Below are 18,948 nucleotides of genomic sequence, written 5' to 3' on the forward strand. Positions count from 1 at the left end.
CCCGTTACAGCTTCGCGCGCTGCGCGACCAGGCCTTCCAGCTGCGCCGTCCAGTCGACCAGGCGCACGCGCTCCTGTTCGATCACCGCCGCCGGCACCTTGTCGGTGAACCTGGACAGCTTGGTGGCGCTCTTTTCCTTCTCCGCCTCCACCCGCGCGATTTCCTTGTCCAACCGGGCGCGTTCGGCGCCCAGGTCGACCAGGCCTTCCAGCGGCACCAGCAGCTTCAGCTCGCCCACGATGGCGGTGGCGGCCGGCGGGGTGTCCGCATCGCCGCCCAGCCATTCGATGCGTTCCAGCTTGAGCAGGAACGACAGCGACGAGGTGAAGCGGGCCACGCGGTTGCGGTCGTCCTCGTTGCCACCCTGCAGCAGCAGGCTCACCTGCTTGGCCGGCGGCACGTTCAGTTCGCTGCGCACGCGGCGCAGCGCGCTGACCATCGACTTCAGCCACTCCACGTCGGCCTCGGCACGCGCGTAATCGCCGGCGAACTCCTCCGCGGTGGGATAGGCGCGCAGCGAGATGGTGTCGCCGTCCAGACCCAGGCGCGGCGCCACCTGGCGCCACAGCTGTTCGGTCACGAACGGGGTCAACGGGTGCAGCAGGCGCAGCAGCGCTTCCAGCACGTACAGCAGGGTGTGGCGGGTGCTGGCCGCGTCGTCGGCGTTGTCGCCGTTGAGCGCCGGCTTGGTCAGCTCCAGGAACCAGTCACAGAACTCGTTCCAGGCGAACTCGTACAGCGCCTGCGCGAGCAGGTCGAAGCGGTAGTTGGCGTAATGCGCCTGCGCCTCGGCCGACACCGCCGCCAGGCGCGCCAGGATCCAGCGCTCGGCGTCGGTGCGCGGCTGCGGCACGCCGTTGAACTGCGCGCCTTCGGTGTTCATCAGGGTGAAGCGGCTGGCGTTCCACAGCTTGTTGCAGAAGTTCTTGTAGCCCTCGGCGCGGCTCATGTCGAACTTGATGTCGCGGCCGTGGGTGGCCAGCGCGGCGATGGTGAAGCGCAGCGCGTCGGCACCGTGGGCAATGATGCCGTCCGGGAAATCCTTGCGGGTCTGCTTCTCGATCTTCGGCGCGTCCTTGGGCTTCATCAGCCCGGTGGTGCGCTTGGCGACCAGGTCGTCGATGGAGATGCCGTCGATGATGTCCAGCGGGTCGAGCACGTTGCCCTTGGACTTGGACATCTTCTGGCCCTGCGCATCGCGGATCAGGCCGGTGATGTAGACGTCCTTGAACGGGATCTTCCCGGTGAAGCTGTCGGTGGCCATGATCATGCGGGCCACCCAGAAGAAGATGATGTCGAACCCGGTGATCAGCACCGACGACGGCAGGTAGCGCTCGAAACCGCGCTCGGCCATCGCCTGTTCGTTCGGCCAGCCCAGGGTGGAGAACGGCCACAGCTGCGAGGAGAACCAGGTTTCCAGCACGTCGCTGTCCTGGGTGAGCACCACATCGGCCCCCAGCCCGGCGCGCGCGCGCGCGTCCGCTTCATCGCGGCCCACGTAGCAGGTGCCGGCCGCGTCGAACCACGCCGGAATGCGGTGGCCCCACCACAGCTGGCGGCTGATGCACCAGTCCTGGATGTTTTCCATCCAGTGGCGGTACGTGTTGATCCAGTTGGCCGGGACGAACTGGATGGACCCGTTTTCGACCAGTTCCAGGCCGCGCTGGGCCAGCGCGTCCATCTTCACGAACCACTGGTCGGTCAGGTAGGGCTCGATCACCTGCTGGGTGCGGTCGCCGCGCGGCACCTGCAGCTTGTGCGCCTTGGTCTCGACCAGGATGCCCAGTTCTTCCAGTTCGGCCAGGATGACCTTGCGCGCTTCGTAGCGGTCCAGCCCGCGGTACTTTTCCGGGGCGTTGTCGTTGATCGCCGCCACCGGGGTGAACAGGTTGATCATCGGCAGGTTGTGGCGCAGGCCGACCTGGTAGTCGTTGAAGTCGTGCGCCGGGGTGACCTTGACCACGCCGGTACCGAACGCGCGGTCTACATAGTCATCGGCGATCACCGGCACGCTGCGCCCGGTCAGCGGCAGGGTGACGCTGCGGCCGATCAGGTGCGCGTAGCGCTCGTCTTCCGGGTGCACCATCACCGCCGTATCGCCCAGCAGGGTTTCCGGGCGGGTGGTGGCCACGACGAGATACGGGCGGGTTTCGCGCAGGGTCTCGTTGCCGTCGACGTCGCGCTCGACATGCTCGTAGCTGGCGCCGTCTTCCAGCGCGTAGGCGATCGACCACAGGAAGCCGTCTTCCTCCACGCTTTCCACTTCCAGGTCGGAAATGGCGGTCTTCAGCACCGGGTCCCAGTTGACCAGGCGCTGGCCACGGTAGATCAGGCCCTGCTCATGCCAGCGCAGGAACGCTTCGACCACCGCTTCGGACGGTTGCGGGTCCATGGTGAAGGTGCTGCGCGACCAGTCCGCCGAGGTGCCCATGCGGCGCATCTGGCGCTCGATGATGTCGCCCGACTGCGCCTTCCACTCCCACACCTTCTCGATGAACCCGTCGCGGCCCAGCGAATCGCGGCTCTCGCCGTTGCCGGCCAGCGCCAGGTTGCGCGACACCACCATTTCGGTGGCGATGCCGGCGTGGTCGGTACCCACCTGCCACAACGTGTCGTAGCCGCGCATGCGGTGGTAGCGCACCAGCGCATCCATCAGGGTCTGCTGGAAGGCATGGCCCATGTGCAGCGTGCCGGTCACGTTCGGCGGCGGCAGCAGGATGGTGTACGGCTCGCCCTTGCCGGACGGCTTGAAGTGCCCGGCCTTCTCCCAGGAGTCGTACAGCTCCGTTTCGAAGGTCTTGGGGTCGTAGCTGGAGGCAAGTTGGGTCATGCGGGGGCAACCAGGAGGCAATCGGTAAAGGATCAGGGCACCGGCGGCACCGATCAAGGGTGCCGGGCCGGGCTTACATGTCGTACTTGTTCAGGTCGAAATCCAGCGCCTTGTACTGGCGCCAGCGCTCGCGCAGCGGCTCGCGGGCTTCGGGGTCGGCCGGCACCACTTCCAGCACCCGGTCGCAGGCGCCCAGGTAGGGGTCGTCGCGCAGGTTGATCACCAGCGGGCGCGAGGCGGCATCGGTACCCGGCGCGGCGATCAGCACCAGCGCTTCTTCCTCGTCCGCGTCTTCGCCGGCGATCTGGTGCGGGATGTAGGCATCGTCGTCGAATGACCACAACAGCTCGTCCAGTTCCTCGGCCTGGGCCTGGTCGCGCGCCAGCACCAGGGTGGACAGCCCCGCGTCGTTGGCCTTGCGGGCCAGTTCGCAGACCAGCCGCAGCGGTTCGGTCAGGAACCGCGGCTTGGCGATCAGGTAGAAATCAGCCCGCGACATGGGTGTGGCCGACCTGGTCGAGCAGCCACTGGGTCAGCAGGCCGACCGGGCGGCCGGTGGCCATGCCGCGCTTGCCTTCGTCGCTGGCCACGCCGGCGATGTCCAGGTGCGCCCAGCGCTGGCCTTCGGTGAAGCGCGACAGGAAGCAGCCGGCGGTGATCGCGCCGGCCCAGCGGCCGCCGATGTTGTAGACGTCGGCGAAGCTCGAATCCAGCATCGGCTGGTATTCGTCCCACAGCGGCAGGCGCCAGGCGCGGTCGAACACGTGTTCGCCGGCGGCCAGCAGCTCATTGGCCAGGTCGTCGTGCTTGGTCATCAGGCCGGCGGTCTGGTGGCCCAGGGCGACCAGGCAGGCACCGGTCAGGGTGGCCACGTCGACCAGCGCGGCCGGCTCGAAGCGCTGCGCGTAGGTCAGCGCGTCGCACAGGATCAGGCGGCCTTCGGCATCGGTGTTGCCCACTTCAATGGTCTTGCCCGACATCGAGGTGATCACGTCGGACGGGCGGTAAGCGTTGCCGTCGATGGCGTTCTCCACCGCCGGGACCACCACCACCAGGTTCAGCGGCAGCTTGGCGGTGACCGCCGCGACGAAGGTGCCGATGACATTGGCGCCACCGCACATGTCGTACTTCATCTCTTCGATGCCGCCCTGGGTCTTCAGGTTCACGCCGCCGGTATCGAAGGTGATGCCCTTGCCGACCAGCACGTACGGCTTGGCGTCGCCGCCGTTGTTCCACTTCAGCACCACCAGGCGTGGGCGGTTGGCCGAGCCACGGGCCACGGCCAGCAGCGAACCCATGCCGAGCGCTTCCATCTGGGTCTCGTCCAGGATCTCCGCTTCGGCACCGGCATGGGCCTGGGCGAAGGCCACCGAGGATTCGGCCAGGTAGGCCGGGGTGCACAGGTTCGGCGGCAGGTTGCCCAGCTCGCGGGCGTGCTGCACGCCGGCGGCGATGGCCTGGCCCTGGGTCAGCGCCTGGCTGTCGGTGCCGGCGATGGCCAGCGTGGCCAGGCCCGGGGCCTCGGCCTTCTTGGTGCCCAGGGTGGCGGTGTACCGATAAGCGGCGTGGTCGGCGCTGATCACGGCCTGGCGGATGTTCCAGGCGGCATCGCGGCCCTTGACCTCGATCTCGGCCAGGGTGAACAGCGCATGGCGGATGACCCCGGTCTTCAGCGCGCGGCTGGCATCGCCCACCGCCTTGAGGTACTGCGGCACGCCGAACTTGGCCGGCTCGCCCAGCCCGACCACCAGCACGCGCGGGGCCTTCACGCCGGGCACGTCATGCAGCAGGGTGGTGGCGCCGGTCTTGCCGCTGACATCGCCGCGGGCGACCAGGGCGGTCAGACGGCCGCCCGACGCGGCGTCCAGGGCCTGTGCCGCCGGGCTCAGGGTCTGGTCGGCATAGGCGCCAACGATGACGCAATGGACCTCGGCCGAGGCCGGGGCAGCGTGGTTCAGGGTGAATTCCAGGGCCATTGATCAGATTCCGTTGGCAAAAACGTACAATCGCGAACTGTTTACGTCCCGTCAGTAGACTGGGCAGCCACGCGAACGAATCCGAGAGTTTAAACCACCGCCCCATGTCGAAGCTCGATCGCTATCTCCTGCGTGATTTCGTCCAGAGTTTTCTGGCCACCCTGATCGTATTGCTGGTAGTGAGCGTGGGCGGCGTGTTGGTGGACATCCTCGGCAACATCGCCGACGGCCGCCTGCCTGCCCGCCTGCTGTTCTCCCAGCTGGGCCTGCAGTTCATCGTCTACATGCCGCTGATCCTGCCGCTGGCGCTGATGCTGGGCCTGCTGCTGGCCACCGCGCGGCTGTACCGGGATTCGGAAATGGCGGTGCTGACCGCCATTGGCGTGGGGCCCAAGCGGCTGCTGCGGCCGGTGCTGATGCTGGTGCTGCCGGTGGTCGGGCTGATCGCCCTGTGCTCGCTGTGGCTGGGCCCGTGGGCCGACCGGACCAGTGAGCAGATGGTTGAGGACGCCAACAAGAGCCTGGTCATGGCCGGGCTGGAGTCGGGCAAGTTCACCATGCTGTCCAATGGGGGGGTGGTCTACCTGTCCTCGGTGTCGGCCGACGGCAGCGGGCTGGGGCGGATCTTCGTCCAGCGCAGCCGCGGCGACCGTATCGAGGTGATGTCGGCCGCGACCGGCAAGATGTTCTTCGAGGGCGACCGCCAGCGCTACCTGCAGCTCAATGACGGCCACCAGATCGAGGGCCCGGCCAACGGCGCGCTGGATTACCGGCTGATGACCTTCGTCCGCAACGACGTTGCGCTGCCCGATGGCGCCATCACCCGCGACGACAACGACCCCGAGCTGCTGCCGACCGGCCGGTTGTTCGGCGACCCCCGGCCGGAAGCCCAGGCGCAGCTGCACTCGCGCATCACCCCTCCGCTGATCGCCCTGGCGTTTGCGTTGATGACCCTGCCCCTGGCGCGCAGTTCGCCGCGCCAGCAGCGGTACGGCAGGATGATGTTCGCCTTCCTTGCCTACATGGTCGGCATGAACCTGATGTTCATTGGTACCCGTTGGATCGCGGACGGCAAGGTGCCGGCGACAGTGGGGTTGTGGTGGTTGAGCCTGCCGTTGCTGGCGCTGGCCATCTGGATGTACCTGCGCGACGGCAAGCTCTCGCGCCCGCGGAGGACCGCATGAAGCTCCACCCGATGCGGTTTGATTTCTACCTGGGCCGGGCGGTGTTCGGCACGGTGCTGTTGACCTGGGCCGTGCTGGTCGGCCTGGACGTGGTGATGGCGTTCTCCGGCGAGTTCAAGGACGTGGGCAAGGGCGGCTATACGCTCGGCCATGCGGCGGCCTCGGTGCTGTACACCGTGCCGCGCCGGGCCTACACGTTCTTCCCGACCGCAGCGGTGATCGGTGCGCTGATGGGGCTGGGCCAGATGGCCGCCACGTCCGAGCTCACCGCGCTGCGCGCGCTGGGGCTGTCGCGCAAGCGGCTCAGTGCCTCGGTGGCGATCGCGTTGTCGCTGATGACGGCGGTGATGGTGGTGAACGGCGAGACGCTGGCACCGTGGGCGCAGAACCGCTCCGACAGCATCCGGGCCAGTGCGAAGTCGGGGCAGAACCTGTCTGCGTCGCGGTACGCGGGCATCTGGGTACGTGAAGGCGACACCTTCCTTACCGCGACCAGTGGCGAGGAGCAGCTGCTCCCCGGTGGCGGCACGCGGCTGGTGCTCAGCGACGTGCGCCTTTACCAGATCGCAACGGACGGAAACATAGCGTCGGTGACCCATGCCGGCACGGTCGAGCACACGGCCGACGGCTGGACCTTGAACAAGGTGCGCCGCGATACCTTCGGCGAGCGTTCGGCCACCCGTACCACCGTGGACACCGAAAAGTGGGATTCCAAGCTGGATGCGGGCGCGCTGGCCGCCGGTTTCTCCAAGCCGCGCAACCTGGCCGCGCGCGACCTGCGCACCAGCATCGAGTACCGCAAGCGCAACGGGCTGGACGCGCGCGATTACGAGGACATCTACTGGAGCCGCTGGTTCTACCCGCTCAACGTGCTGGCGCTGTGCCTGGCCGCCGTCCCGTTCGCATTTGGTTCGCTGCGCAGCGGCGGCATGGGCAAGCGCCTGTTCCTGGGCATCCTGTTCGCGCTGGGCTTCTGGCTGCTGCAGCTGTTCTTCGGGCGCATGGCTGGCGCGCTGAAGTTCGATTACCGCATCGCGTACGCACTGCCGCCGATCGTGATGCTGGTGGTATCGGGCATGCTGTTCCGCCGAAAATCCGGCTGACCCGGGCCGGGTCAGCCCGAAGGTAGGCAACGACCGTTGGTCGTTGCGGCATTATCCGTACCGACCAACGGTCGGTACCTACCGCGTTGGCAGTCGCACCAGTCGTGTACCACTCGCCCGGTCATGCCACGTCAGGCGCTGGCGGTCGATCAACGCCCACCACAGCCCCAGGCCGCCCAGCAGCACCGAGAGCGTGCCCACCGCATACCGCAGCCACAGCTGGCGCCGCGTGGGCGCGGTGCCATCGGCGCCCACCACCTGCAAGCGCCACGGCCGCATGCCCAACGTCTGGCCGCCGCGCCGCCAGCTCTCGACCGCATATACGCCGGTCACGACCCAGCAACACCCCCACAGCACCCACTGCAGCGCACTGAACGGCGCGATGTTGTCGCGCGCGGCGTGGCCGGCCGCGTAGCCGGCGGTGAACAGCGCGCCGACCAGCATCCACAGCGCCAGCGCCGGGAAGAAGTCGTACAGCAGCGACAGCAGCCGCCACACCAGCAGCGATGCAGGGCGGGCGGTATCCGTGGCCACAGCGGTAGGTGCGCTCATGCGCCGAGCATACCCGCGCCGGCGTCCGCTGTGGATGGCCGGCGCGGCCCCGTCTCCGTATCCTGTGGGCATGTCCGACACCGCCACCCCCGCCGCGCGCCGCCAGCTGGTGCAGCATCTGCCCGAACTGCGCGCTGACGACAACGCGCACATCCAGCGTTTCCTCGACGCGGTCTGGGCCGAGCAGGGCCTGGCCCGGGCCAGCCTGGACAGCTACCGGCGCGACCTGGAAGGGCTGGCGCGCTGGCGCGACGGCGCCGGCAACGGGCTGGCCGGGATCGACCGCGCCGGCCTGTTCGACTACCTGGCCTGGCGCGCGCGCCACGGCTGGTCGCCGCGCAGCAACGCGCGGCTGCTGTCGGCGCTGCGCGCGTTCTTCGCCGATGCAGTGCGGCGCGGGCAGCGCAGCGAAGACCCCAGCGCCCTGCTTGATCCGCCCCGGTTGCCACGATTGCTGCCCAAGGCGCTGGCCGAGAGCCAGATCGACGCGCTGCTCGCCGCACCCGAGGTGGAACAGCCACTGGGCCTGCGCGACCGCGCCATGCTCGAGCTGATGTACGCCGCCGGCCTGCGCGTAAGCGAGCTGGTGGAGCTGCCGGCCAACGCGGTGAACCTGCGCCAGGGCGTGCTGCGGGTGACCGGCAAGGGCAGCAAGGAACGGCTGGTGCCGCTGGGCGAGGAATCCCAGCACTGGCTGGAGCGCTACCTGCGCGAAGCGCGGCCGCAGCTGGTCGGCACGCGCAGCGTGCCGGCGCGCGACGGCGAGGTGCCGCTGTTCCTGGAACCCTCGCTGCAGCCGCTGAGCCGCCAGCAGTTCTGGTCACTGGTGAAGAAGTACGCCGCGCTGGCCGGGATCGACCCGGTGCGGATCAGCCCGCACGGGCTGCGCCACAGCTTCGCCACCCACCTGCTCAACCGTGGCGCCGACCTGCGCGCGCTGCAGATGCTGCTGGGCCACAGTTCGCTGTCCACCACCCAGATCTACACGCTGGTGGCACGCGAGCACCTGCAGAAGCTGCACGCGCGCCACCATCCCAGAGGGTAGTGGCGCACGGCGCTGCCGCTCAGGCGTAGCTTTCCCGGGGCTCGCCGATCGCCACCCAGGCGGTGGAGGCGGTGCTGCAGCTGCCATCGTCGGACACGACGTCGCTGTCCGAACCCGCCGACGCATCGGCCAGCATCGCGGTGTTCCACCACCGGTTCACCGCGTCGTTGCGTGAAGCGCGGCTGGGCGACAGCGACACAACCGAAGGACGGTGCTGAGGCGCCACGCGGGCCCCGAAAGAAAACAGCAGCGCTTTCTGACCGTCGTGTTCCACCGCTGGCGCCTGTGCGTACAGCTCTTCCATGGCGGCCCGGTGCAGGTCGGCCGCACGGTCCGGGTCATTGCTGTCCGGTGGGTTGGCACGCTGATAGGCGGCCTGGAAGTCGGCGAGCGTGGTCAGCTCACCCTGCCAGAACAGCGCGGCCAGTGCAGCGCGCGCGCGACCGAGCACCGCATCGGGCGCGACCAGTGCCTGCATGGCCTGCGCGCGGGGCCCGGTGTTGGACACCCAGCGCGGCCGACGGTCGCCACACCGGTTCAGCACCTGCTCCAGCCGCTCGATCCGGTCGGCGACGTGGTGGGAGGGGATGAGCTGCTCGCGCAGCCGGGCCAGGTGGGCGGCGCGGTCCACCAGCTTCGGCGCGCTGAGCGCGCCGCTCCAGAAACGCCCGGACAGCCGGTCTTCGCTGTTCTGGATGCTGTTCATGGCGCGATGGAATCGCCCGCCGTCGTGGGAGCCGGCCGCCAGCGCCACGCGGGCGGAGGTGCGGCGCAGGACATGGGCCTTGAACGAAAGCGTGATCGATGAAAGGGAATGCACGGGAGAGGGAGCAGGGCGGACGAAGGGGCAGCGAGCGTGAACGCACTGGTGGACGAGCGCTTTCACGATTCCCTCGCCGCACCCGCAGCCGGGCCGAAGGCGCCCGCCGTGACGTCGCCGCGGGAGCGGCTGTGCGAGAATCGGGCACCTTTTACCGTGGAACTGCAGATGCTTCGAGTCCTTACCGTGGCGCTGTGCGGCGCGCTCAGCCTGACCGCCTGCGCCCAGCCGGCGCCGCCGGCCGCCAAGCCGGGTGCCCAGCCGGCCAGCAGCGCCGCGCCGGCCAATGCCAACGCCGACCAGACCGTGCGCAGCGCGCTGGCCGGTCTGGACCCGAAGTTCAAGCCCGACTACATCGGCGCGGCCCCGTTCCCGGGCTTCCGCGAAGTGCTGGTGGGCGGGCAGGTGCTGTACGTGTCCGACGACGGCCGCTACCTGATGCAGTCCCAGCCGTACGACATCCAGAACCGCGCCCCGGCCAGCAGCGCCGGCCTGCTGGCCTACCGCAAGCAGCTGCTGGACAAGGTGCCGCGCGGTGACCGCATCGTGTTCGCTGCGGCCAATCCCAAGCACACGCTCACCGTGTTCACCGACATCGAGTGCGGGTACTGCCGCAAGCTGCACCAGGACCTTCCCGAGCTGAACCGCATGGGTATCACCGTGGAGTACGTGGCGTTCCCACGCATGGGCCCGGGCAGCAAGGACTTCACCGACATGATCTCGGTCTGGTGCGCGAGCGACCGCCGCAAGGCGCTGACCAGCGCCAAGCAGGGCCAGCCGGTCACGCCGAAGAACTGCACCAGCCCGGTGGCGATGCAGTACAACCTGGGCCAGCAGGTGGGCGTCAGCGGCACCCCGGCGGTGTTCGCCGCCGACGGGACCCAGCTGGGCGGCTATGTGCCGCCGGCACAGCTGCTCAAGGCGCTGGAGCGCCAGGCCAACTGAGCCCCAACCGCCCCGGGATCACCCTCGGGGCGAACCGCATCGTCATGCTTCGGAATCGCTCCAGCCGTGGTCGGAGTCCGCGCCTGCATCAAGCAGATGGCTGCCGCGGCCAGAATCGGAGCTGTAGCCGGACAGCGATTCCTTGTGCTTGTCCGTCATCAGCTCGAAGCCCTTGACCAAGCCTGCAGCGACCCGCAACGGGGAAGGGCTGGTGGCGCTAGAAGGGGATGGGCTGGCGGCGCTAGAGACGGTGCTTTCCACGCTCGCCTGGCGCGCCTGGCGTTGTGCAACCGCGATGAGCATGTCTGCCATCAGATCGTCGTGGGAAGGGGATGAGAACAGGGCGTGTGCCATCCTGCCCGGAGATGGCCGCGGCGATGGCGGACCGGGAGTGCCGGTCGCAGGAGGCAGCGGCGGAGGCGGCGGTATGTCGACCGCAGGCGCAGCGTTGTCGTCGCTGAAGGCGTTCAACATTGCCTCGAATGCCTCGATTTCGCGTGTCTCCTTGTCGACCCGCACGTCGGCAGCGATGCGTTCCTCAGCCGAGACTGGATCCCACTCGTCATCTGAATCGCTGTCGCTCAGCAACGACGGTGATTCAGCGTCATTGGCGTCGGCCGAGGTCGTATCGTCGATCTGGTTGGCAAGGGTCAGAGGGCTGGCGACATCGATTGCTTCGGCATCGTACCCATCCACTTCGCCGAAGAAGCTGCCCAGGTCTTTCTCCCCTTGAACAAGCGCGGCGGCCTGTCGATCCAATGCATCCATTGCCACCGATGGTTGGGAGGTGAGACCTGCTTGATCGAAGCCCAGGGGATGACGTTCATTGCCGCTCTTCGGCACCGGAATGCGCGCGCCCGGTCCGTGGTGCAACCAGCTGGTGCCTTTGGTGGTGACGATGCACGCGAGACGGTTGGAAACGGACGTTGGGGAGCACGGTTGAACCTGTTGCGGCGCTTCATGCCGCTCCGGCTGAAGTGGCAGTGCTGTGAGCCTGGCGCGGGGAAGGGTGACCACAACGCCGGGATCGATGCGGGGTGCTCGCGACCATCCGGTGGGCAGGTGGTTGCGGATCTGTTTGAGCGTGAGTGGCTTGAGCTGATCCCGGATCGAGACCTTTTCTCTGGCGTTCTGGTTGCCGAGTAAAGCGCAAATGCGCAGCAGGGCGGTAGGGGTCCGCATGGGATGCAATGCGCCATAAGGGAAAGGACCGCCATTATTGAATGGCGGTCCCCGACGGCTTTCAGAAAATGCTCAAGCCCGTGCGCGTGCGCACGGCTGCGTCGTCCTCAGTCGCGATTGACCCTTTCCTGCGTGGGCGGCGCAAACCAGTGGCGCTGCGCGTTGGCTATATCCAGCGCCTCGCGCGCAAAGCGCACATCGAATTCGGCCAACTCCGTTTCGGTGTAGGCCACATCATCGAAGTCACTGCCCCAAGCGTCATCTTCGAGAGATGCATCGGGACAGCCCGCGATGGTGTTGGTCCGATCGCGTAGCGGGGTGGGCTGGTTCGCGACGCTGCCGAGCGTCACGGAAGGCGGTGCTGCCGGTGACGCGGTCGGGCGCGGCGGAACCGGTGGCGGGACACTGGAGAAGGTGTGCAACCGGGTAACGGTAGCGGCTGTGCTGGCAGCAGTGACCGGCGGGCTGGGCATGCGGGCATCCCGAGGAGGGCTGAGTCGTTGACCGCATCATTCTGTCTACTGCACTTGGCCGCTACTTTCAAAAACGATTCACTTTGCGGCGGTCGCGACATGGACAATATGAAGCGAAGCGCCCGGAGCGATGCCGCTCCGGGCGCACTGCCGTTTACTTCAACCCATTGCTGATCGTGTTCACCAGCGTGCCCTGGGTATCATCGCCACTGAACTCCCAGAAGAACGCACCGCCGAGTCCTTGGGTTTTCACGTAGCCCATCTTCTCGGTCACCATCGCCGGGGTGTCGAAGCTCCAGAACGTGGTGCCGTTGTAGCTCCAGGTGGCCCGCGCGGTGGCATCGGTGAAGACCGGATGGTTGAGGTTCTTCAATACCTTCCAGTCTTCGATGCCCGCCTCGTAGGTACCCGGTGCGGCCGAGCCGGTCTGGTACAGCCCGTTGTTGACGTTGGGCACGTTGGTCCAGCCGCGGCCGTAGAAGCCGATACCCAGGTTGAGCTTGCTGGCCGGCACCCCGCGGGCGAGGAAGGCTTCCATCGCATCGTTGCTGTTGTACAGCTTCACATCACCGGTGGAGGGATCGGCCGGCGAATCGAACAGCGCCGAATGGTGCCCGGTCTTCGGATCGAACGCGCCGTGGAAGTCGTACGTCATCACGTTGATGAAATCCAGGTACGGGTGATACGCCGCCGGATCGGTCACGCGGATCTTGTCGATGCCTGCACCGACCGCCACCGTGAGCAGCAGGCCCGGGCGCACCGCATCGAGCTGGCGGCGGAATTCGGCCATCAGCGCGGTGAAGTTGGCATTGTCGGCCGGGGTCCCGCAGGCGATGCCGCACGCCACCGGGTATTCCCAGTCGATGTCGATGCCGTCGAACACGCCTGCCGCCGCGCCCACGCCACCGGCACCGTCGGTCACCGGCAGGTTGCCCTTGATGTAGGCGTCGATGCACGAGGCCACGAAGGCCTGGCGGTTGGCTGGCTGCGCCGCGCTGGAGAAGCCGCGCGACCAGGTCCAGCCACCGAGCGAGATCAGTACCTTCACGTTCGGGTGCTTGGCTTTGAGCTGCTTGAGCTGGTTCCAGTTGCCGCGCAGCGGCTGGTCCCAGGTATCGGCGCTGCCGCTGACGCTCTCACCAGCCTGGAACGCCTTGGTGTAATCGGCGAACGCATCGCCGCCCACCCCGGTGTTCGGGTCGGAGGCCTGGGTGACGCCCACTTCGCAGCGGTTGTTGCGCACGTTGCCGAAGGCGTAGTTGATGTGGGTCAGCTTGCTGGCCGAACCGCTGGTGTCGATGTTCTTGACCCGGTAGTTGCGCCCGTAGATGCCCCACTGGGTGAAGTAGCCGATGACGCGCTTGTTGCCGCCACTGCCGCCCCCTGCACTGGTGGTCACGCTGATGGTGGCACTGCGGGCCGAGGCATTGCCGGCGTTGTCGCGGGCCCGCACGGCGTAGGTGTAGGCGGTGCTGGCGGTGAGACCGCCATCGGTGTACTGGGTGGCGTTGGGCGAGCCGACCAGGGTGCCGTTGCGGTACACGTCGTAGCCGGCCACGCCGCTGCCGCCACTGTTGTCGGTGGCCGCGCTCCAGGCCAGGTTGACGGTGGTGGCGGTCTTGGACGGCGACGACAGGCCGCCCGGCACGCTGGGCGGGGTGGTATCGTTGCTGGCGGCGTTGACGGTCACGCTGACCGTGGCCGACGAGGTCACGGCGTTGTTGTTGTCCGTCGCCACGGCCTTGAAGGTATGGGTGCCGGCCGCCGCGTTGGCCCAGCTCACGCTGTAGGGCGCGCTGGTGTCGATGCCGAGCGAGGTGCCGCCACGGAAGAATTCGACCTTGCTCACGCTGCCGTCGGCGTCACTGGCGTTGGCGCTGACGGTGATGGTGCTGCCGGCGCTGAAGCTGGCGCCGTTGGCCGGCGATGTGAGGCTGACGCTGGGGGCCTGGTTGCTGCCGCCGCTGTCGCAGGCGCCCAGGTTGGTGTAGTACGGCGCGCCGGCCGGGTGGTCGGGCGGGGCGTTCCAGATGTCCTGGTTGGCCCGGTACAGCACGCCGCCTTTCTGCAGGGTGCTGCCGGCAAGGTAGATCGCGTTGCCGTTCCACTCCGGCACGCCGGTACAGCTGGCGGCCAGGGCGAGGCCGGGGCTCAGAGCCGCCGAGCCCAGGGCGAGGGCCAGCAGCCAGCGGCGGGGCCGGGCGGGGCGGCGGGGAGATAACGATGTCACCGTACTGCGCGCAATCGGGTCAGCCATGTCGTACTCCGATCAGGTGGTGGGCGCTGGGCGGCAGGGTGTCGCCAGCGTTGCAGCAGGTCCGGGGCCGGTGAGAGAGGCCGGCAACAGCAGAGGGGGCGGACGCGGGCCTGCCGGGCTCTAGGCGGGGCAGGTGGTGGCAACGTTGTCATGGTTTGTCCAACCAATCCGTGCGCCAGCGCAAGGTTCGGGGTGCCGGTTCGTTCAGGCGGAGCGCCCGGACCGGGCTGCAACCGACCCCGGGACCGACCACCGGCCGGCACGGACCGGTACAATAGTGGGCCCCGTTCCCAACCACGGTTCCCCGGACATGATGGTCCTCGAGGGCGCATCCGCCCTTTCGCCGTTCCGCCGCGAACGTCTTGAATCCCGCCTCCAGTCCCTGGCCGCCGATCTGCGCATTACCGGTGCCTGGCATGTGTACTTCATCCAGACCGAGGGCGATGCCGCCCCGGACCCGGTGGTCCTGACCCGGATCCTGGAAGCCGAGCCGGCCCCGGCAGTACGCGAGGACGGGGCAACCAGCCGCTTCGTGGTGCCGCGCCTGGGCACGCTGTCGCCGTGGTCGAGCAAGGCCACCGAACTGGTGCGTGGCGCCGGGCAGCCGATCCGCCGGGTGGAACGTGGCCTGCGCATCGACCTGGCCGGCTGGCCGGCCGACGCGGCCGCGCGCGAGGCGGTCATCCGCGCGCTGCACGACCCGATGACCCAGTCGGTGCTGGACGATGCCGCCCAGGCCCAGGCGCTGTTCACCGCGCCGGCCCGTGGCGAGCTGGAGCGGGTAGCGCTGGAAGACCTGGAAGCGGCCAACCGCCGCCTGGGCCTGGCCATGGCCCAGGACGAGATCGACTACCTGCGCCAGCGCTTCGGCGAGCTGGGCCGCAAGCCGTCGGACGTGGAACTGATGATGTTCGCGCAGGCGAACTCGGAGCACTGCCGGCACAAGATCTTCAATGCCAGCTGGACCATCGATGGCGCCGACCAGGCCCATTCGCTGTTCCGCATGATCAAGAACACCCACCAGCAGACCCCGCAGCACACGCTCAGCGCGTACAGCGACAACGCGGCGGTGGTGGCCGGCTTCCCGGCCGCGCGCTATCGGCCGGACCCGGCCACGGGCGAATACCGCAGCGAAGCGGTGGTCGATTCGGCGTTCTGCATCAAGGTGGAAACGCACAACCACCCGACCGCGATCGCGCCGTTCCCGGGCGCCTCCACCGGCGCCGGCGGCGAGATCCGCGACGAAGGCGCCACCGGCCGCGGCGGCAAGCCCAAGGCCGGCCTGACCGGCTTCTCGGTCTCGCACCTGCGCATCCCGACCCTGCCGCAGCCGTGGGAAGCGCCGCGCGCGCTGAACCCGCGCATGGCGCCAGCGCTGGACATCATGCTGGAAGGTCCGCTCGGCGGCGCCGCGTTCAACAACGAATTCGGCCGCCCGAACCTGTTGGGCTACTTCCGCAGCTTCGAGCTGCCCGAAGGCGACGGCCTGACCCGCGCCTACGACAAGCCGATCATGCTGGCCGGCGGCCTCGGTGCGATCGACCAGGTCCAGGTCGAAAAGCTCAAGCTGCAGCCGGGCGATGCGGTGATCGTGCTCGGTGGCCCGGCCATGCTGATCGGCCTGGGCGGCGGTGCCGCCAGTTCGGTGGCCTCCGGCGAAAGCGCCGAGGACCTGGATTTCGCCAGCGTGCAGCGCGACAACCCGGAAATGGAACGCCGCTGCCAGGAAGTGATCGACCGCTGCGTCGCGCTGGGCCTGGACAACCCGATCCGCTGGTTCCATGACGTCGGCGCCGGTGGCCTGTCCAACGCGATTCCCGAGCTGCTGCACGACTCCGGCGTGGGCGGCGTGATCGACCTGGGCAAGGTGCCCACCGATGACCCGTCGCTGTCGCCGATGCAGCTGTGGTGCAACGAATCGCAGGAGCGCTATGTGCTCGGCGTGCCGCAGGCGCGCCTGGCCGAGTTCGCCGCGCTGTGCGCGCGCGAGCGCTGCCCGTTCGCCGCGGTCGGCGTGGCCACGGCCGAAGAACGCCTGGTGGTCGCCTATGGCGCGACGGTCGGCAACATTCCGGCCGACGCCCCGATCGACCTGCCGATGGACGTGCTGTTCGGCAAGCCGCCGAAGATGCACCGCGACACCGCGCACCCGCCGGCGCCGCGCTGGCCGTCGCTGAAGACCGGCGGCCTGGACCTGCACGAGGCCGGCCTGCGCGTGTTGGCGCACCCGTCGGTGGCGTCGAAGAACTTCCTGGTCACCATCGGTGACCGCAGCGTCGGTGGCCTGACCGCACGCGAACAGATGATCGGTCCGTGGCAGCTGCCGCTGTCCGACGTTGCCATCACTCTGGCCGGCTTCGATACGCTGGCCGGCGAAGCGATGTCGATCGGCGAGCGCACCCCGCTGGCGCTGCTCGATGCCGCCGCCTCGGCGCGCATGGCAGTGGGTGAGGCGATCACCAACCTGTGCGCGGCCCCGGTCGATGCGCTGGAAACGGTGAAGCTCTCGGCGAACTGGATGGCCGCGGCGGGCCACAACGGCGAAGACGCGCTGCTGTACGACGCCGTGCGCGCAGTGGGCATGGAACTGTGCCCGCAGCTGGACTTGAGCATCCCGGTCGGCAAGGACTCGCTGTCCATGCAGGCGCAGTGGCACGACGCCGGTGAGGCGCACAAGTCGGTGTCGCCGGTGTCGCTGGTGATCACCGCGTTCGCGCCGGTGGCCGATGCCAGCACCCAGCTGACCCCGCTGCTGGACCGCGAGACGGAAAGCGAGCTCTGGCTGATCGGCCTGGGCGCCGGCAAGCAGCGCCTGGGCGGGTCGATCCTGGCCCAGGTGCACGCCGACCACAGCGCGCTGCCGGCGTTTGCCGGTGCCGTGCCGGACCTGGATGACCCGCAGCGCCTGCGTGCGTTCTTCGAACTGATCCGCGATGCACGCCAGTCCGGCCTGCTGCTGGCCTACCACGACCGCAGCGACGGCGGCGCGTTCGCCGCGCTGTGCGAAATGGCCTTCGCCTCGCGCCAGGGCCTGGACATCACCCTGGATGCGTGGGGCGATGATCCGTTCCGCAGCCTGTTCAACGAAGAGCTGGGTGCGGTGGTGCAGATCGCCCGCGAAGACCGCGCGGCCTTCGCCGACCTGGTGGAGCGCCACGCGCTGACCGAATGTGCCCAGCGCATCGCCCGCCCGACCACCGCCCCGGTGGTGCGCGTGTCGCTGCAGGGCGAAAGCCTGGTTGAATGGCGCTGGGAAGCGTTGTTCGATGCCTGGTGGTCGGTCACCCACGCCATGCAGAAGCTGCGCGACAACCCCGACAACGCCGACCAGGAGCGCGCCATCGCGCGCAGCTTCACCGCGCCGGGCCTGAAGCCGAAGCTCAGCTTCGACCTCAATGAGGATGTGGCAGCGCCGTTCATCAACACCGGCGCGCGTCCGCGCGTGGCGGTGCTGCGCGAGCAGGGCGTCAACGGCCAGATCGAAATGGCCAACATCTTCGAACGCGCCGGCTTCCGCAGCGTGGACGTGCACATGAGCGACCTGATCGCCGGCCGCGTCGACCTGGCCGATTTCACCGGCCTGGCCGCCTGTGGCGGCTTCAGCTACGGCGACGTGCTGGGTGCGGGCCGCGGCTGGGCCACCTCGGTGCTGGAGCGCAGCGCGCTGCGTGATGCCTTTGCCGGCTTCTTCGCCCGCCAGGACAGCTTCGCGCTGGGCGTGTGCAACGGCTGCCAGATGCTGAGCCAGCTCAAGGACATCATCCCCGGTGCCGAGCACTGGCCGCAGTTCCGGCGTAACCGCAGCGAGCAGTTCGAAGCCCGCACCGCGTTGCTGGAGATCGTCGAATCGCCGTCGATCCTGCTGCGTGGCATGGCCGGTTCGCGCCTGCCGGTGGCGGTGGCGCACGGCGAAGGCCAGGCGGTGTTCGCCAATGCCGTCGACCAGGCCGCCGCCCGCGTGTCGCTGCGGTATGTCGATGGCGACGGCAACGTGGCCACCCAGTACCCGCTGAACCCGAACGGCTCGCCCGACGGCATCACCGGCCTGACCACCACCGATGGCCGCGTGACGATCATGATGCCGCACCCCGAGCGCACCCCGCGCGCGGTGAACCTCAGCTGGCGTCCGGCGGACTGGAACGGCGACTCGCCGTGGCTGCGCATGTTCCGCAACGCAAGAGTATGGTGCGGCTGAACGACGGTGCACGCCGCGTGAAAGACGAGTGAAAGAGAAGTGAAAAAAGACCGCCGACCTGTTCGGCGGTTTTTTTTGGGCGGCGTTCAAGTCGAGCACAGCCAACGAGTTACAGCGCGTTACATGTGTGAAGTCGCGTGATGGCGAATGCTCACATCGATCTAACAAAATGCGTTGATGAATAGTCGAATGTGTGACGCCTTGCGCGTTCGAACACTTTCGTCTGTCAAAGTCTTGACGCCATGGAAACCGTGCGTTAACACTGAGTTCTCAGTTTGCAATCGTTCAGTTCGGAATCAACCGCAAGGATGGCGAGTTCTCTGTTCGTTGATCGCGCCGATAGCGCGCCATCCGGCACAACGCAGTAAATCAAGCGGAAAACGCCC

General features: G+C 68.1%; 13 protein-coding genes. 5 read left to right on the forward strand and 8 right to left on the reverse strand.

The window, feature by feature from the left end:
• Positions 1 to 4: 4 nt before the first annotated feature.
• From AC06E7_RS13620 to AC06E7_RS13630, 3 genes are all read right to left on the reverse strand, one after another.
• Complete coding sequence (locus tag AC06E7_RS13620; RefSeq protein WP_478065071.1) at positions 5 to 2,830, reverse strand: valine--tRNA ligase; 2,826 nt, start codon at positions 2,828 to 2,830, stop codon at positions 5 to 7.
• 73 nt (positions 2,831 to 2,903) lie between these two features.
• Positions 2,904 to 3,329 carry a DNA polymerase III subunit chi gene (locus AC06E7_RS13625; RefSeq protein WP_184124672.1) on the reverse strand — a complete coding sequence of 142 codons (426 nt, stop codon included), beginning with the start codon at positions 3,327 to 3,329 and terminating at the stop codon, positions 2,904 to 2,906.
• Entirely contained in the window at positions 3,316 to 4,806 is a 1,491-nt protein-coding gene (locus tag AC06E7_RS13630) for a leucyl aminopeptidase (protein ID WP_478065072.1), read from the reverse strand. The genes AC06E7_RS13625 and AC06E7_RS13630 overlap by 14 nt, the downstream gene beginning before the upstream one ends.
• A gap of 104 nt (positions 4,807 to 4,910) precedes the next feature.
• Between AC06E7_RS13630 and lptF the strand changes: the two genes are divergently transcribed.
• Positions 4,911 to 5,990, forward strand: coding sequence for an LPS export ABC transporter permease LptF (lptF, locus tag AC06E7_RS13635; protein ID WP_478065073.1), 1,080 nt, complete (start codon positions 4,911 to 4,913; stop codon positions 5,988 to 5,990).
• Complete coding sequence (lptG, locus tag AC06E7_RS13640) at positions 5,987 to 7,093, forward strand: LPS export ABC transporter permease LptG (RefSeq protein WP_068849135.1); 1,107 nt, start codon at positions 5,987 to 5,989, stop codon at positions 7,091 to 7,093. Before lptF ends, lptG begins: the two co-directional genes overlap by 4 nt.
• Before the next feature lie 78 nt (positions 7,094 to 7,171).
• On the opposite strand, the gene AC06E7_RS13645 is transcribed toward lptG, so the two are convergent.
• Positions 7,172 to 7,645, reverse strand: a complete 474-nt coding sequence (locus AC06E7_RS13645; RefSeq protein WP_478065074.1) for an RDD family protein — start codon at positions 7,643 to 7,645, stop codon at positions 7,172 to 7,174.
• 70 nt (positions 7,646 to 7,715) lie between these two features.
• Between AC06E7_RS13645 and xerD the strand changes: the two genes are divergently transcribed.
• Positions 7,716 to 8,690, forward strand: coding sequence for a site-specific tyrosine recombinase XerD (gene xerD, locus AC06E7_RS13650; protein WP_478065075.1), 975 nt, complete (start codon positions 7,716 to 7,718; stop codon positions 8,688 to 8,690).
• A gap of 19 nt (positions 8,691 to 8,709) precedes the next feature.
• On the opposite strand, the gene AC06E7_RS13655 is transcribed toward xerD, so the two are convergent.
• Positions 8,710 to 9,510 (reverse strand): hypothetical protein, encoded by an 801-nt coding sequence (locus AC06E7_RS13655; RefSeq protein ID WP_478065076.1) that lies wholly within the window; start codon positions 9,508 to 9,510, stop codon positions 8,710 to 8,712.
• Between the two features lie 168 nt (positions 9,511 to 9,678).
• Here AC06E7_RS13655 and AC06E7_RS13660 point away from each other — a divergent pair, with 168 nt between their 5' ends.
• Positions 9,679 to 10,455 carry a DsbC family protein gene (locus AC06E7_RS13660; RefSeq protein ID WP_336443547.1) on the forward strand — a complete coding sequence of 259 codons (777 nt, stop codon included), beginning with the start codon at positions 9,679 to 9,681 and terminating at the stop codon, positions 10,453 to 10,455.
• 42 nt (positions 10,456 to 10,497) lie between these two features.
• On the opposite strand, the gene AC06E7_RS13665 is transcribed toward AC06E7_RS13660, so the two are convergent.
• From AC06E7_RS13665 to AC06E7_RS13675, 3 genes are all read right to left on the reverse strand, one after another.
• Positions 10,498 to 11,637: a hypothetical protein gene (locus tag AC06E7_RS13665; protein ID WP_478065077.1), complete on the reverse strand. Its 1,140-nt coding sequence runs from the start codon at positions 11,635 to 11,637 to the stop codon at positions 10,498 to 10,500.
• A 107-nt stretch (positions 11,638 to 11,744) separates the two neighbouring features.
• On the reverse strand, positions 11,745 to 11,987 hold the full coding sequence (locus tag AC06E7_RS13670; RefSeq protein ID WP_249833745.1) for a hypothetical protein: 243 nt from the start codon (positions 11,985 to 11,987) through the stop codon (positions 11,745 to 11,747).
• Positions 11,988 to 12,264: 277 nt separating this feature from the next.
• Positions 12,265 to 14,367: a glycosyl hydrolase family 18 protein gene (locus AC06E7_RS13675; RefSeq protein WP_478065078.1), complete on the reverse strand. Its 2,103-nt coding sequence runs from the start codon at positions 14,365 to 14,367 to the stop codon at positions 12,265 to 12,267.
• 310 nt (positions 14,368 to 14,677) lie between these two features.
• Between AC06E7_RS13675 and purL the strand changes: the two genes are divergently transcribed.
• Positions 14,678 to 18,562 (forward strand): phosphoribosylformylglycinamidine synthase, encoded by a 3,885-nt coding sequence (gene purL / locus AC06E7_RS13680; protein ID WP_478065079.1) that lies wholly within the window; start codon positions 14,678 to 14,680, stop codon positions 18,560 to 18,562.
• Positions 18,563 to 18,948: the final 386 nt, after the last annotated feature.

The sequence above is a fragment of the Stenotrophomonas sp. Steno-Z4 genome, from assembly GCF_056393145.1.

Coding starts and splice junctions, on each gene's coding strand:
- AC06E7_RS13620 (WP_478065071.1), bottom strand. CDS start 2,830: ATGACCCAACTTGCCTCCAGCTACGACCCCAAGACCTTCGAAACGGAG.
- AC06E7_RS13625 (WP_184124672.1), bottom strand. CDS start 3,329: ATGTCGCGGGCTGATTTCTACCTGATCGCCAAGCCGCGGTTCCTGACC.
- AC06E7_RS13630 (WP_478065072.1), bottom strand. CDS start 4,806: ATGGCCCTGGAATTCACCCTGAACCACGCTGCCCCGGCCTCGGCCGAG.
- lptF (WP_478065073.1), top strand. CDS start 4,911: ATGTCGAAGCTCGATCGCTATCTCCTGCGTGATTTCGTCCAGAGTTTT.
- lptG (WP_068849135.1), top strand. CDS start 5,987: ATGAAGCTCCACCCGATGCGGTTTGATTTCTACCTGGGCCGGGCGGTG.
- AC06E7_RS13645 (WP_478065074.1), bottom strand. CDS start 7,645: ATGAGCGCACCTACCGCTGTGGCCACGGATACCGCCCGCCCTGCATCG.
- xerD (WP_478065075.1), top strand. CDS start 7,716: ATGTCCGACACCGCCACCCCCGCCGCGCGCCGCCAGCTGGTGCAGCAT.
- AC06E7_RS13660 (WP_336443547.1), top strand. CDS start 9,679: ATGCTTCGAGTCCTTACCGTGGCGCTGTGCGGCGCGCTCAGCCTGACC.
- AC06E7_RS13665 (WP_478065077.1), bottom strand. CDS start 11,637: ATGCGGACCCCTACCGCCCTGCTGCGCATTTGCGCTTTACTCGGCAAC.
- AC06E7_RS13675 (WP_478065078.1), bottom strand. CDS start 14,367: ATGGCTGACCCGATTGCGCGCAGTACGGTGACATCGTTATCTCCCCGC.
- purL (WP_478065079.1), top strand. CDS start 14,678: ATGATGGTCCTCGAGGGCGCATCCGCCCTTTCGCCGTTCCGCCGCGAA.